The organism is Pseudomonas sp. DWP2-2 (genome assembly GCF_049897065.1).
Taxonomy (GTDB): Bacteria; Pseudomonadota; Gammaproteobacteria; order Pseudomonadales; family Pseudomonadaceae; genus Aquipseudomonas; species Aquipseudomonas paracarnis.
Genome location: NZ_JAFCVN010000014.1, coordinates 107,137 through 120,232, shown reverse-complemented (window position 1 = coordinate 120,232; position 13,096 = coordinate 107,137). Strand labels below are relative to the sequence as shown.

The window sequence follows — 13,096 nt, the reverse complement described above, 5'->3', positions numbered from 1 at the left end:
AAACCGAATTTTAAGGACCTACAGATAATGGCTATCGAAATCAAAGCCCCGTCATTCCCGGAATCGGTTGCCGATGGCACCGTTGCCACCTGGCACAAGAAACCAGGCGAGGCCGTCAAGCGTGACGACCTGATCGTCGACATCGAGACCGACAAAGTCGTTCTGGAAGTATTGGCCGAAGCTGACGGCGTGCTGGGCGCGATCGTTGCTGAAGAGGGCGCTACCGTTCTGTCGAACCAGGTACTGGGCTCGATCGAAGAGGGCAGCGCTGCTGCAGCGCCTGCTCCTGCCGCTGCTGCACCGGCTGCTTCGGCGCCTGCCGCTGCACCGGCAGCCGGTGGCGAAGATCCAATCGCTGCCCCGGCTGCGCGTCAACTGGCTGAAGAAAACGGCATCAACCTGGCTTCCATCAAGGGCACCGGCAAAGATGGCCGTGTGACCAAGGAAGACGTGGTTGCCGCAGTTGAAGCCAAGAAGAATGCTCCGGCTGCCGCACCTGCCAAGGCTGCAGCGCCTGCTGCCGCTGCGCCTGTGTTTGCCGCTGGCGACCGCACCGAGAAGCGCGTACCGATGACTCGCGTACGTGCCACCGTGGCCAAGCGCCTGGTTGAAGCTCAGTCGAACATGGCGATGCTGACCACCTTCAACGAAGTCGACATGACCGAAGTCATGGCCCTGCGTTCGAAGTACAAGGACCTGTTCGAGAAGTCCCACAACGGCGTGCGCCTGGGCTTCATGTCGTTCTTCGTGAAAGCGGCCACCGAAGCGCTGAAGCGCTTCCCGGCAGTCAACGCTTCCATCGACGGCGGCGACATCGTTTACCACGGCTATGCAGATATCGGCGTTGCCGTCTCCAGCGACCGTGGCCTGGTGGTTCCAGTCCTGCGTAACGCCGAGCTGATGAGCCTGGCCGAAATCGAAGGCGGCATCGCTGGCTTCGGCAAGAAAGCCCGTGACGGCAAGCTGACCATCGACGAGATGACCGGCGGTACCTTCACCATCACCAACGGTGGTACCTTCGGTTCGATGATGTCGACGCCGATCGTCAACCCACCGCAAGCCGCGATCCTGGGCATGCACAACATCATCCAGCGTCCGATGGCCATCAACGGCCAGGTCGTGATCCGCCCAATGATGTACCTGGCACTGTCTTACGATCACCGCCTGATCGACGGTAAAGAAGCCGTGACGTTCCTGGTGACCATCAAGAACCTGCTGGAAGACCCGGCTCGCCTGCTCCTGGATATTTGATTGGAGCAGCTTCAAGTTGCGAGCTGCAAGCTGCAAGTAAACGCAGTTTGGCTTGCAGCTTGTGGCTTGACGCTTGAAGCTAATAGAGGATCTATTTCATGACACAGAAATTTGACGTTGTAGTGATTGGTGCAGGCCCTGGCGGCTATGTTGCCGCCATCAAGGCTGCGCAACTGGGCCTCTCCACTGCTTGCATCGAAAAATACACCGACAAGGAAGGCAAACTGGCGCTGGGCGGTACTTGCCTGAACGTGGGTTGCATTCCGTCCAAGGCGCTGCTGGACAGCTCCTGGAAATTCCACGAAGCCCAAGACGGCTTCGCGATCCACGGCATCAACCATGCTGGCGTGACCATGGACGTACCAGCAATGGTCGGCCGTAAAGCCAACATCGTCAAAGGCCTGACTTCCGGCGTTGCGACCTTGTTCAAGGCCAACGGCGTTACTTCGATCCAAGGCCACGGCAAGCTGCTGGCCGGCAAGAAAGTTGAAGTCACCAAGCCAGACGGTTCGGTTGAAGTCATCGAAGCCGAAAACGTGATCCTGGCGCCAGGTTCGCGTCCAATCGACATTCCGCCTGCTCCTGTTGATAACAACGTGATCGTTGATTCGACTGGCGCCCTGGAATTCCAGGCTGTGCCTAAGCGCCTGGGCGTGATCGGCGCTGGCGTCATCGGTCTGGAGCTGGGCTCGGTATGGTCGCGTCTGGGCGCTGAAGTCACCGTGCTGGAAGCCCTGGACACGTTCCTGCTGGCGGCTGACACTGCAGTCTCCAAGGAAGCGCTGAAAACCCTGACCAAACAAGGTCTGGACATCAAGCTTGGCGCCCGTGTTACCGGTTCCAAGGTCAACGGCGAAGAAGTCGTGGTGACCTACACCGATAAAGACGGCGAGCAGACCATCACCTTCGACAAGCTGATCGTTGCCGTTGGTCGCCGCCCAGTGACCAATGACCTGTTGGCTTCCGACAGCGGCGTGAACATCGACGAGCGTGGTTTCATCCACGTTGACGATCATTGCGCTACCACCGTGCCTGGCGTTTATGCCATTGGCGACGTGGTTCGTGGCATGATGCTGGCCCACAAGGCTTCCGAAGAGGGCATCATGGTTGTTGAGCGCATCAAGGGTCACAAGACCCAGATGAACTACGACCTGATCCCATCGGTTATCTACACCCACCCGGAAATTGCATGGGTCGGCAAGAACGAACAGCAGTTGAAAGCTGAAGGCGTTGAAGTTAACGTCGGCACCTTCCCGTTTGCCGCTTCTGGCCGTGCCATGGCAGCCAACGACACCGGTGGTTTTGTCAAAGTCATCGCTGATGCCAAGACTGACCGCGTTTTGGGCGTCCACGTGATTGGCCCAAGCGCTGCAGAACTGGTTCAGCAAGGCGCGATCGGCATGGAATTCGGCACCAGTGCCGAGGACTTGGGCATGATGGTCTTCTCCCATCCGACCCTGTCCGAAGCGTTGCACGAAGCAGCGTTGGCAGTGAATGGCGGCGCCATCCACATCGCCAACCGCAAGAAGCGCTAAGCGAGATAATAAGAAACCACGGCGGAGTTGCCCGTCGTGAGCCTTGCGCGCAAGACTCACCGCGGAATATCCGCTGGACGCAGCCTTGCGCAGCTTTACGGGCCATAAGCCCCGCAAGTTGCGCAAGCAGCAGTCACAGGTGGCGCGGCACTCATAATGAGCGCAGCGCCGAATGCGCAGTACCTAACGAAGACGGTAAAAAGCATGAATCTTCACGAGTATCAGGGTAAGCAGCTGTTCGCTGAATACGGCCTGCCAGTTTCCAAGGGCTACGCAGTAGACACCCCGGAAGCAGCAGCAGAAGCTTGCGACAAAATCGGCGGCAGCGAGTGGGTTGTCAAAGCCCAGGTCCACGCCGGTGGTCGCGGTAAAGCGGGCGGCGTCAAGCTGGTTCGCAGCAAAGAAGACGCCAAGGCCTTCGCACAGCAGTGGCTGGGCAAGCGTCTGGTGACTTACCAGACTGATGCCAATGGCCAACCAGTCACCAAGATCCTGGTTGAATCGTGCACTGATATCGCTAAAGAGCTGTACCTGGGCGCTGTCGTTGACCGTTCGAGCCGTCGCATCGTGTTCATGGCTTCCACCGAAGGTGGCGTGGACATCGAGAAAATCGCTCACGAAACCCCAGAAAAAATTCTGAAGGCCACTATCGATCCACTGGTTGGCGCTCAGCCATTCCAGGGTCGCGAGCTGGCTTTCCAGCTGGGCCTGGAAGGCAAGCAAGTTGCCCAGTTCGCCAAGATCTTCGTAGGTCTGGCCAAACTGTTCCAGGATCACGATCTGGCCCTGCTGGAAGTGAACCCGCTGGTGATCAAGGCTGACGGCGATCTGCACTGCCTCGATGCCAAGATCAACATCGACGCCAACGCCATGTACCGTCAGCCTAAGCTGAAGACTTTCCACGATCCGTCGCAAGACGATCCGCGCGAAGCGCACGCTGCCAAGTTCGAACTGAACTACGTAGCCCTGGAAGGTAACATCGGCTGCATGGTCAACGGTGCCGGCCTGGCCATGGGTACCATGGACATCGTCAACCTGCATGGCGGCAAGCCAGCCAACTTCCTCGACGTAGGTGGTGGCGCTACCAAGGAACGCGTTACCGAAGCGTTCAAGATCATCCTGTCCGACTCCAACGTCGCCGCAGTACTGGTCAACATCTTCGGCGGCATCGTTCGTTGCGACATGATTGCCGAAGGCATCATCGGTGCAGTGAAAGAAGTCGGCGTTAAAATCCCGGTTGTTGTTCGCCTTGAAGGTAACAACGCTGAACTGGGCGCTAAAGTACTGGCAGAAAGCGGTTTGAACATCATCGCGGCTACCAGCCTGACCGACGCTGCTCAACAAGTTGTCAAAGCTGCGGAGGGCAAGTAATGAGCGTCCTGATCAATAAAGACACCAAAGTTATCTGCCAGGGTATTACCGGTTCGCAAGGTAGTTTCCACACCCAGCAAGCCATCGAATACGGCACCCAGATGGTTGGCGGCGTAACACCAGGCAAAGGCGGCACCGAGCACCTGGGCCTGCCCGTGTTCAACACCGTGAAAGAAGCGGTAGAAGCCACTGGCGCCACTGCCAGCGTGATCTACGTTCCAGCTCCTTTCTGCAAGGACTCGATCCTGGAAGCGGCCTTCGGCGGCATCAAGCTGATCGTCTGCATCACCGAAGGCATTCCTACCCTGGACATGCTGGACGCTAAAGTTAAGTGCGACGAGCTGGGTGTAGTCCTGATCGGCCCTAACTGCCCAGGCGTGATCACCCCAGGCGAATGCAAGATCGGCATCATGCCAGGTCACATTCACTTGCCAGGTAAAGTCGGTATCGTTTCCCGTTCCGGCACCCTGACCTACGAAGCTGTAAAGCAGACCACTGACGCCGGTTTCGGTCAGTCGACTTGCGTCGGCATCGGCGGTGACCCGATCCCAGGCTCCAACTTCATCGACATCCTGAAGCTGTTCCAGGAAGACCCGAAGACCGAAGCGATCGTGATGATCGGTGAGATCGGCGGTTCGGCTGAAGAAGAAGCGGCTGCCTACATCAAGGCACACGTGACCAAGCCGGTTGTTTCCTACATCGCTGGTGTGACTGCCCCTGCGGGCAAGCGCATGGGCCATGCTGGCGCAATCATCTCTGGCGGCAAAGGCACTGCAGACGAGAAATTCGCTGCACTGCAAGACGCAGGCGTTAAAACCGTGCGTTCGCTGGCAGACATCGGCAAGGCCCTGGCCGAGCTGACCGGTTGGGCTGTCAAGTAAGCCTCGCGCTTAGCTGACGCTTCACCACACAAAGGCCACCTTCGGGTGGCCTTTGTGCATTCTGGATATAGCCAGATTGACGAATGTGCTCGGTTCAATGTCTGAGCTGGCTTGCCTGCGATACAGGCAACTGGGTGCATCAGCCAAACCAAGTCGATGCCATCGCAGGCAAGCCAGCTCCCACAGGGTTCTGTGTTGCCCAATTAAGTATGAAAACGCGACATTCAAATGTCGCTTATCGGACAGTTCGCCCCGCAACAGTGCGTTTGTCAGCCTGATTCTGTACTCTAGCCGCCTCTTTATGCGTCCGCGTCCCAAAAGGAAGCTGCGCGCTAGACCGGTCGGTCCCCACAAGGGCCGGCAGCATTTCCCTCATCCATAGGGAAGCCCTCTCTAAATTCCGATTCAGTAGTGTGGTATTTCCTCAAATGAAAGTGTTGAAAAGCCAGGATATCCTGGCGCTGGGCTTTATGACCTTTGCCCTGTTCGTGGGCGCCGGCAACATCATCTTCCCGCCTATCGTGGGTTTGCAGTCCGGGCCGCATGTGTGGATGGCGGCGCTGGGCTTCCTGATCACCGCAGTCGGTTTGCCGGTGGTCACCGTGATCGCCCTGGCCAAGGTCGGTGGTGGCATGGACGCGCTGAGCAGCCCAATTGGCAAGATTGCCGGTGGCCTGCTGGCGGCAGCGGCCTACCTGGCAGTGGGCCCGCTGTTTGCGACCCCACGCACCGCAACAGTATCGTTTGAAGTGGGCCTGGCGCCCTTGACCGGTGAAAGCCCGTTGGCGTTGTTCCTCTACAGCTCGGTGTATTTCCTGGTGGTGTTCTTTGTCTCCCTGTATCCAGGGCGACTGCTGGACACCGTGGGCCGTTTCCTGGCGCCGCTGAAGATCATCGCCCTGGCTATCCTCGGTATCGCTGCGTTTGCCTTGCCCGCCGGTGAGGTGGGGGTTGCCACGCCGGAATACGTTGCCGCGCCGTTCTCCCAAGGCTTTATCAATGGTTACCTGACCATGGATACCCTGGGCGCCCTGGTGTTCGGCATTGTGATCGTCAACGCTATCCGCTCCCGTGGCGTCGAGTCGCCCAAGCTGATCACCCGTTACGCGATCATTGCCGGGCTAATTGCCGGCGTGGGCCTGGCACTGGTGTACGTCAGCCTGTTCCGTCTGGGTTCGGGCAGCCATGCCGTGGCCGCGGGTGCCAGCAATGGCGCGGCGGTACTGCATGCCTATGTGCAATACACGTTCGGCTCCCTGGGTAGTGGTTTCCTCGCCGTGCTGATTTCCCTGGCATGCCTGGTGACCGCCGTGGGCCTGACCTGTGCCTGCGCCGAGTACTTCAGCAAGATCCTGCCGCTGTCCTACAAGACCCTGGTGGTGATCCTGGCACTGTTCTCGCTGTTTGTGTCCAACCTGGGCTTGACCAAACTCATTGCCTTCTCGATCCCGGTGCTGACCGCGATCTACCCGCCGTGCATCGTGTTGGTGGCCTTGAGCTTCTGCAAAGGGTTCTGGCAGGAACAGGGCCGTATCGTCGGCCCGGTGATGCTGGTGTCGTTCATCTTTGGCTGCATCGACGCGCTCAAGGGCGCGGGCCTGGCGGGTTGGATGCCTACACAGTTGGCCAACTTGCCGCTGAGCGAGCAAGGTTTGGCGTGGCTGGTACCATCGTTGATGACGCTGGTCGTGGCCGTGGTGATTGACCGTATGCTGGGCAAGCGCAGCGAAGCGATCGCTTAAAACCTCTGACTTATACGCTGCAATTAAAAAGCCCCGGATCAAATGATCCGGGGCTTTTTTTGTACGCAGTGCCAAGCCAGGCTGCCTGTTTCAGGGTATCGGGAACTTGCTCTTTGTCGAATCCACTCCCATGTTCCTCAAATATTCCTGGGCGGGCCTTAAATCGCTTTTTTTGGGTAGATAGTGTCCAGAGACATCGGAAAGGTGGAATTTCCCGAAGGCGTCTTTCCTTATATAGCCTGCGCTGACTACCTTTTCTGATTGGCCACTGCCAGCACCGATTTCCGCGATGGCAGGATGTGATAACCATTTTGGCGGTGCACTTTTGTCGATAGTACCGATGATCAGTTGGTTGTCTTGAGTGAAGACGAACTTGCTGACTGTATCGGGTTTAAATACAACCTTCAGGTCATCCGGCTTTGTGATGCGAACCAGTTCCGCTCGGGCCGCTCGGGGGTTCAATGCCGCTCCGGCCAGATGCAGCTCGGCGTTCAGGTCACGAGCCCTGGTATTGACCAGCACTGCAAGTGGTTTTCGAATGGGCGGCTCTATTCGCGAACTGCCGGAGGTGGTGGAGCTGCTTGCAGGCACTAGGTTTTCCGCCGAGGAGGCAGAATGAGGCTGCGGTAGGGGGGCTAGCGTTTGAGGTAGTTTGGCGCCTCCCGGCAAACCGGTTAGCACCCATTCGCCGTTCCCTTTGTTCAAAAGCGTAGCCACCCGACGCTTTGTCTCGGGGTTTATAACGTTTACAAATCCTGATTCGAATTTGAACGCTGGGCTTATTTGATAGACCCTGCTCACGTCTGAGTTATCGGTGTAACGGATCAACCATTTTTCACCGACTTGTTGTGGCCCGGTGGCGCTGAGCGGTTTTCCTGCCAGTAGCTGATTATCCAGTGCGTGCGCGGCGAGGTCCCCACGGTTCTGTACAGGGTGGGCCGGGTTCGGCAATTGAGTCGGGATGCTTGAGGGGCGGCCGGCCGATATCGACGTACCCGGAACCGGTACGACGTGACCGCTTGGCGTACCGTTTGTACCTGCCGTGATTGTCAGTCGCTGTTGGAGCGTGCGCCCAGGGGTTCTGAACACTGGGCGCAACGGGGTCCTTTTGAGTAAAGGGATACCCGACGCAGCCATGGCGAAGTCGTTGTACACCGCCCCCCAGCGTCCCGGTTGGGTGAGGAGCTTGGGCAGGCTTTGTCCGGGTGTACGCAACGTTCTTAGCGCAGCCTTGGAGAGCCTGTTGGTGGCTGACATACCAGCGTTGACCGGGATGAGGCTTAGAACGAATTGGGCTATGTCTGCGGCGAACATTAATTTGTTGGCTGCGGATCGGGCCGATACCTCTGCGCTGGTTATCATCCCAACCGACGCTCTCCCTCTGAGTAACCCCACCTCCTGCATGTACAGGTTTTCAGTGATGCTACCTTTGAACGGCTTCAGCCGGATGCCCGCTTCATGGTCGGCCGCGAATTTCTTGAGCCACGTGCCGAGCTGAGGCAAAAACAGGGTGTCGTGAATATTGTATCGATCAACAGGTGATACCCGCTGATCCATGTAGGACATCCACTCGGACGTGTTCAGCAGCGTGTTAAGTTGATCCTCGTCCACAATTTCTCTGAAAGGACGTCCGTCGGGAGCATCCGGGCTGTACAGCACCAGCGAGGGGTGGTTGGTCGGTTTGATGACCATCATGCCCTGGACGGGTTTGCCGTTCAGGACCACTCTATGCGAGACGATGGACGCACCATTCACGATTGGCCAGGTGGTGGAGTCGCTATGCTCAAGCGTCGCTTCGATCCATTGTTCGGCGATTTTTTGCCTGTTCAGATAGGCGTCGGGATCCAGGCTGGTGATGAACGCGTCCTTGGCCATCCTTGCCTTCAGATGGTTTTTCCACGCGTCGGGCAGCACCCTGGCTTCGTCGGAGGTGGCAGTGGGGCTGAGTTTGTCATCCAGTAGTTTGAGGTATTTGCCGCCCACATCGGTTTGGCTGATCAGGTCCTCGAGAAACGGCTTATCCAGGGTCAGCAGGTATTTTCCATTGGCACTTACGACGCGAGCGGCCCAGGTGCTCGTCGGCGAGCGTTCATGCCATGGCGTTGTGTTCATGAGCGTCAGGTCGGTAAGCGATCGGGTGTGGATCTTCGGCTTTGGTGCGTTTGCGGAACCTAAAAGGCCGCGATTGCTCGACTGCTGTGTGGTCATCTGAACCATCACGTGGTCAGGGTCTATTTCCTCGTGCCGGTAGCGGTCCGGCAGCTTGGCTTTCAACGCCTGGGCCAGCAACTGTTTGGCGAAAATGTTGGGGGCCGGGATGTTTGCCAATAGCGCTTGCAAGTGCGTAAGGCTTGTATCCTGTGCTTCCTCCAGCTCCCTATAGCTCGTTTCTTGTTGGGGAGTCAGTTCTTTAAGCCATTGTGGCTGCAGTTTGTTGTGCAGTTGCTCATTGCGTGCGAGCAGGGCATTACTGCCATCGAAATGCAGTGAAAGATCCGCTGCATCATTGATGGTTTCGACAGTTTGGGCAGAGAGCAACGACGGTGTGCGAGAGGAGCCAGCTTCGGCTTGCGCTTGGGCGAACCCGGCCTGCATGGTTTCATTGACCTCGTCAGCCTGTCGCTGCAACAACTGGGGAAAGGTTTGTGCCACTACGTCGCCGCAGACGGGGGCGAATCCCAGCATTAAATCATCACCCCACGGAGGGTTTCGACTGTGCTCTACCGACACCGGTAGACTTTTGAGTAGCAGGTTGGCCTTCTCGTCATCATTATCGATTCTCTGCATCAATGCTTCGCGGGCTTTGCCAGGGCTCGCGAACTCCTCGAAACCGTCCCCGGGGGTATAAAGCACTACAGGCCCGGTGGTGTCATCCAGCCCGATATTACGGGTGTCACTTGCGGTGTAAGGTGCCTCGGCCGACGAGCCGTCGCTGCGAGTGATAAGAAAACAACCGGCTAAAAATGCGCCGTTGGAGGAGTTGTCATCTATCCGGATCGGATACACCCCAGGCCGATCCCCTGCGGGAAGTTCGCGCTCGCGTGCTTCAAGGGTGGGGTACTGAAAGGCGGTGTCGATCAGCTTTTTGCCAGCCTCGCTGAGGGTTCCGTCTTCAACCCGCAGGGCTGCCTCGGTGGAAAGCATTTGCCGATGCAGGGCGAGCAGTTGGGCTGATCGTGATGGCTGCTTGGGGGAGCCTACGGGTGATCTTTTCCAGTAGCTACTGAGCGCGCCTGAAAAGCGGGTTGCGATATCGTGTGCAAGCGTCAGCAGGGAACCCTGATGCTCCAACCTGGTTTGGGGAGCACCCGCAGGTCCGTCAATGTAAAAGCCCGTTTGTATGTCGGCACTGTGCTCTTCAGTGTTGGGCGTGCCAGTGACGGCGTTTATGTGGACTTGCGCGACTTTTTCGAGCAATGCCTCCGATAAGATTTGCGTAGAAATCAGCACGGGCTCTGCCGGCGGCTGTTTTCGATAGGTGTTGACGTGGATAATGTTCGGGTCGATTGATGTGAGCTGGGGAAAGGCTTTTTTCAACTGAGCCTGGGTGAAGCGTTGGAATGTCATCTGCTGACTGAGTAAATCAATAATTTTCTGGTTGTACGCCTGATGCTGCTCAATCAATTGGGATTGCGCGGCGACTGCGTTCGGCCCTGTATCATTGGCAACGACTGGCTTTATGCCGGCTACCTGGATTTTGATCCGATCATCCGTGTCCAGTCCCAACGGCTTGGGTTGAGGGTGATGCGATAAAGGTGGGTGTTGCGTTGTCGATTCAGAGGCTGTGTCCACGGACAGTTGGATCGCTTGCGGCGCAGGTGTTTGGCTGACAGAGAGAGACGTTGAGCGCATTTAACATCCTAAGGATAGATATGCAGTTCCTTCCGCCTGAGAAATGATCGAGGCTTCGTGCCTTGTGGCCAACTAAGTGATTGGTGGCGTCCTATTGGTTCCGAGGCCGAACTCATGTACATCTGGAAACAGGAATTCTCATAAAAGACAGGTAGTACGGTCGGGGTTTTGATATTTGTTGCACAACTCACCGGGCTCACATTTAGAAGGACCCGCATGTCGTTCGTCGAAACCAATCAAGTCCACCTGCTTGCCGCCCTGTGGTTCATCCTGTGCTGGGGTGGCTATACCCGTTACGCCACTTGGAAAGCTCGAGATACGGCCTGCCTGGCCAGCGTGTTGCACCTGTACCGTGAAGACTGGATGCGCCGCATGCTGTTGCGCGATAACCGCATCGCCGATGCCAGCGTGATCGGCAACCTGGAGCGTAATGCCTCGTTCTTTGCCTCCAGTACCTTGATCATCCTTGCGGGTATCCTGACCGTGCTCGGTGCTTCGGAGCGGGCGGTGTCGTTGCTGGCAGACATTCCGATGGTGCAGCAGGCGTCCCAGGGCATGTCGGAGGTCAAGTTGCTGTGCCTGGCCCTGGTATTCGTCTATGCGTTTTTTACTTTCAGCTGGTGCATGCGTCAGTACAACTTCGCGGCGGTGCTGGTGGGCTCGGCGCCGATGATTGGTGAACGACATGTGTCGGAGCAGGAGCGCAATGCATTTGCCTTGCGGGCGGCACGGGTGATTTCGATGGCGGCCAACCAGTTCAACTTTGGCCTGCGTGCGTATTACTTCGGCATGACCATGCTGGCCTGGTTTGTCAGCCCCTGGTTGTTCATGTTGATGAGCAGCGGGGTGGTGCTGGTGCTGTACCGCCGCGAGTTCCATTCCGATGTATTGCAGGTGATGGTGTATACCCCGACCGATATGCCAGCAGTCGACGCTGTAAAAGAGGGCGCATCGTAGCGCTGGCAGTAAATCGCAGACAAAGAAAAGCCCGCTTGGTCAGCGGGCTTTCTTTTTGCTGCAATACAGCTTCAAACCCTGCGATTACTGCTTGGCAGGTTCTGCAGGTGCGGCAGGTGCAGCTTCTTTTGCAGCAGCTTCGTTCGATTCGGCCTGAGCTTTGGCAGCTTCGGCGTTTTCTTTCGCAGCGTCGTTCACTTTATCCTGTGCTTTAGCCATATCTTGCTGAGCTTGCTCAGCATGTGCAGCAGCGTCTTGGGCTTTGTCTTCGGATTTCTTGTCGCAGGCAGCCAGACCGAGAGCAGCGGCCAGCATCATGGAAATAGCTAATGTCTTACGCATGGGGTGTTTCTCCTTATTGAAGATATCTACTGGCCTTTCGAACCCAAGGGGCCAGCATTAGTTCCTTATGTCCCACAGATATATAGCATGTTTCGTACAGGAACTTTACCCAGTCATTCCAATCCGCCGAATTCACACTAATAAGAGTCTAAAAACAATGACCGTAAACCCTTTGTTGGAGCGTGCCGTGCGCTTCGTTTCGGCCCTGCGCCATTGCCAGGTGCTGGGTGTGGCGGTGCATGAAGCCAGCGAGGAGGGCATGACCCTCGTACTGCCTTATGGGCCGCATATTGTCGGTGATCCCCTGACCGGGGTGATCCACGGCGGCGCGCTGACCTCCTTGATGGACACCGCTTGCGGCATGGCGACCCTGTGCGTATTGCCCGAGTTCGAGGTGTGCCCCACCCTGGACCTGCGTATCGACTACATGCATCCCGCCGAACCCCATAAGCCGGTGTATGGCTTCGCGCAATGCTACCGGGTCACCACCGACGTGATCTTCACCCGTGGCGTTGCCTATCAGGATGACCCGCAACAACCTATCGCCCATGTGGTAGGCACGTTCATGCGCATGGGCAAGCGCCTCAAAGGCACTCAAGGCTTGGGCACTGTCATCAAGGGAGAACAGGCATGACGCATCGGTTCAAGACGCGCCTGGAGCAAGCCCTCGACCGTGGCAACTACGATGCGATGCTCGAGCTGGTGCCCTATGCCAGGCTGATCGGCATCGAATGCACTCGCCTGGGGGATGAGTTGCTGTTTCGCCTGCCGGCCAGCAAGGACAATATTGGTAACCCCATATTGCCAGCGTTGCATGGCGGGGTGATCGCCGGCTTCATGGAGCTGGCAGCCGCCATGCACCTGCTGGTGTTCACTGGCGCTCCGGGCCTGCCGAAAATCATCGACTTCTCCCTGGATTACCTGCGCGCCGGCCAGTTTCGGGACACCTATGCCAAGTGTCAGGTATGGCGCCAGGGCCGGCGCGTGGCCAACGTGGCGATTACCGCTTGGCAGAGCACGCCGGCCGAACCGATTGCCACTGCCCGGGCACATTTCAAAATTGAGGAATTGGTCCGCCCTTGAAATCCTGGTCTTAGTCCCCAACTTTGATGACAACCCGCCGCCAACCCTCAAGGGCGCGGCCACTGCCATCCAATTGGAGTTT

General features: G+C 57.4%; 10 protein-coding genes. 8 read left to right on the top strand and 2 right to left on the bottom strand.

Annotation, left to right across the window (positions count from 1 at the left end; all coding sequences use genetic code 11):
* The first annotated feature begins 27 nt into the window (after positions 1 to 27).
* From odhB to brnQ, 5 genes are all read left to right on the top strand, one after another.
* A complete protein-coding gene (gene odhB, locus ACP7CZ_RS23845; protein ID WP_034127192.1) occupies positions 28 to 1,251 on the top strand; it encodes a 2-oxoglutarate dehydrogenase complex dihydrolipoyllysine-residue succinyltransferase in 1,224 nt (407 codons plus the stop codon).
* Positions 1,252 to 1,349: 98 nt separating this feature from the next.
* Positions 1,350 to 2,786: a dihydrolipoyl dehydrogenase gene (lpdA, locus tag ACP7CZ_RS23840; RefSeq protein WP_003190010.1), complete on the top strand. Its 1,437-nt coding sequence runs from the start codon at positions 1,350 to 1,352 to the stop codon at positions 2,784 to 2,786.
* A gap of 204 nt (positions 2,787 to 2,990) precedes the next feature.
* Positions 2,991 to 4,157, top strand: a complete 1,167-nt coding sequence (gene sucC / locus ACP7CZ_RS23835; protein ID WP_003190011.1) for an ADP-forming succinate--CoA ligase subunit beta — start codon at positions 2,991 to 2,993, stop codon at positions 4,155 to 4,157.
* Positions 4,157 to 5,038 carry a succinate--CoA ligase subunit alpha gene (gene sucD, locus ACP7CZ_RS23830; protein ID WP_003190013.1) on the top strand — a complete coding sequence of 294 codons (882 nt, stop codon included), beginning with the start codon at positions 4,157 to 4,159 and terminating at the stop codon, positions 5,036 to 5,038. The genes sucC and sucD overlap by 1 nt, the downstream gene beginning before the upstream one ends.
* Before the next feature lie 428 nt (positions 5,039 to 5,466).
* Complete coding sequence (gene brnQ, locus ACP7CZ_RS23825; RefSeq protein ID WP_054920086.1) at positions 5,467 to 6,780, top strand: branched-chain amino acid transport system II carrier protein; 1,314 nt, start codon at positions 5,467 to 5,469, stop codon at positions 6,778 to 6,780.
* Between the two features lie 90 nt (positions 6,781 to 6,870).
* On the opposite strand, the gene ACP7CZ_RS23820 is transcribed toward brnQ, so the two are convergent.
* Positions 6,871 to 10,632: a dermonecrotic toxin domain-containing protein gene (locus ACP7CZ_RS23820; RefSeq protein ID WP_294156196.1), complete on the bottom strand. Its 3,762-nt coding sequence runs from the start codon at positions 10,630 to 10,632 to the stop codon at positions 6,871 to 6,873.
* A 216-nt stretch (positions 10,633 to 10,848) separates the two neighbouring features.
* Between ACP7CZ_RS23820 and ACP7CZ_RS23815 the strand changes: the two genes are divergently transcribed.
* Complete coding sequence (locus ACP7CZ_RS23815; protein WP_034127195.1) at positions 10,849 to 11,589, top strand: DUF599 domain-containing protein; 741 nt, start codon at positions 10,849 to 10,851, stop codon at positions 11,587 to 11,589.
* Between the two features lie 84 nt (positions 11,590 to 11,673).
* On the opposite strand, the gene ACP7CZ_RS23810 is transcribed toward ACP7CZ_RS23815, so the two are convergent.
* Positions 11,674 to 11,931, bottom strand: a complete 258-nt coding sequence (locus ACP7CZ_RS23810; RefSeq protein ID WP_034127196.1) for a hypothetical protein — start codon at positions 11,929 to 11,931, stop codon at positions 11,674 to 11,676.
* Between the two features lie 157 nt (positions 11,932 to 12,088).
* Here ACP7CZ_RS23810 and ACP7CZ_RS23805 point away from each other — a divergent pair, with 157 nt between their 5' ends.
* Positions 12,089 to 12,565, top strand: coding sequence for a PaaI family thioesterase (locus tag ACP7CZ_RS23805; protein ID WP_014717736.1), 477 nt, complete (start codon positions 12,089 to 12,091; stop codon positions 12,563 to 12,565).
* On the top strand, positions 12,562 to 13,014 hold the full coding sequence (locus tag ACP7CZ_RS23800; protein ID WP_054920079.1) for a PaaI family thioesterase: 453 nt from the start codon (positions 12,562 to 12,564) through the stop codon (positions 13,012 to 13,014). Before ACP7CZ_RS23805 ends, ACP7CZ_RS23800 begins: the two co-directional genes overlap by 4 nt.
* Positions 13,015 to 13,096: the final 82 nt, after the last annotated feature.

Excerpts from the sequence above, each read along its gene's own strand:
- odhB (WP_034127192.1), top strand. The coding sequence starts at position 28 with ATGGCTATCGAAATCAAAGCCCCGTCATTCCCGGAATCGGTTGCCGAT.
- lpdA (WP_003190010.1), top strand. The coding sequence starts at position 1,350 with ATGACACAGAAATTTGACGTTGTAGTGATTGGTGCAGGCCCTGGCGGC.
- sucC (WP_003190011.1), top strand. The coding sequence starts at position 2,991 with ATGAATCTTCACGAGTATCAGGGTAAGCAGCTGTTCGCTGAATACGGC.
- sucD (WP_003190013.1), top strand. The coding sequence starts at position 4,157 with ATGAGCGTCCTGATCAATAAAGACACCAAAGTTATCTGCCAGGGTATT.
- brnQ (WP_054920086.1), top strand. The coding sequence starts at position 5,467 with ATGAAAGTGTTGAAAAGCCAGGATATCCTGGCGCTGGGCTTTATGACC.
- ACP7CZ_RS23820 (WP_294156196.1), bottom strand. The coding sequence starts at position 10,632 with ATGCGCTCAACGTCTCTCTCTGTCAGCCAAACACCTGCGCCGCAAGCG.
- ACP7CZ_RS23815 (WP_034127195.1), top strand. The coding sequence starts at position 10,849 with ATGTCGTTCGTCGAAACCAATCAAGTCCACCTGCTTGCCGCCCTGTGG.
- ACP7CZ_RS23810 (WP_034127196.1), bottom strand. The coding sequence starts at position 11,931 with ATGCGTAAGACATTAGCTATTTCCATGATGCTGGCCGCTGCTCTCGGT.
- ACP7CZ_RS23805 (WP_014717736.1), top strand. The coding sequence starts at position 12,089 with ATGACCGTAAACCCTTTGTTGGAGCGTGCCGTGCGCTTCGTTTCGGCC.
- ACP7CZ_RS23800 (WP_054920079.1), top strand. The coding sequence starts at position 12,562 with ATGACGCATCGGTTCAAGACGCGCCTGGAGCAAGCCCTCGACCGTGGC.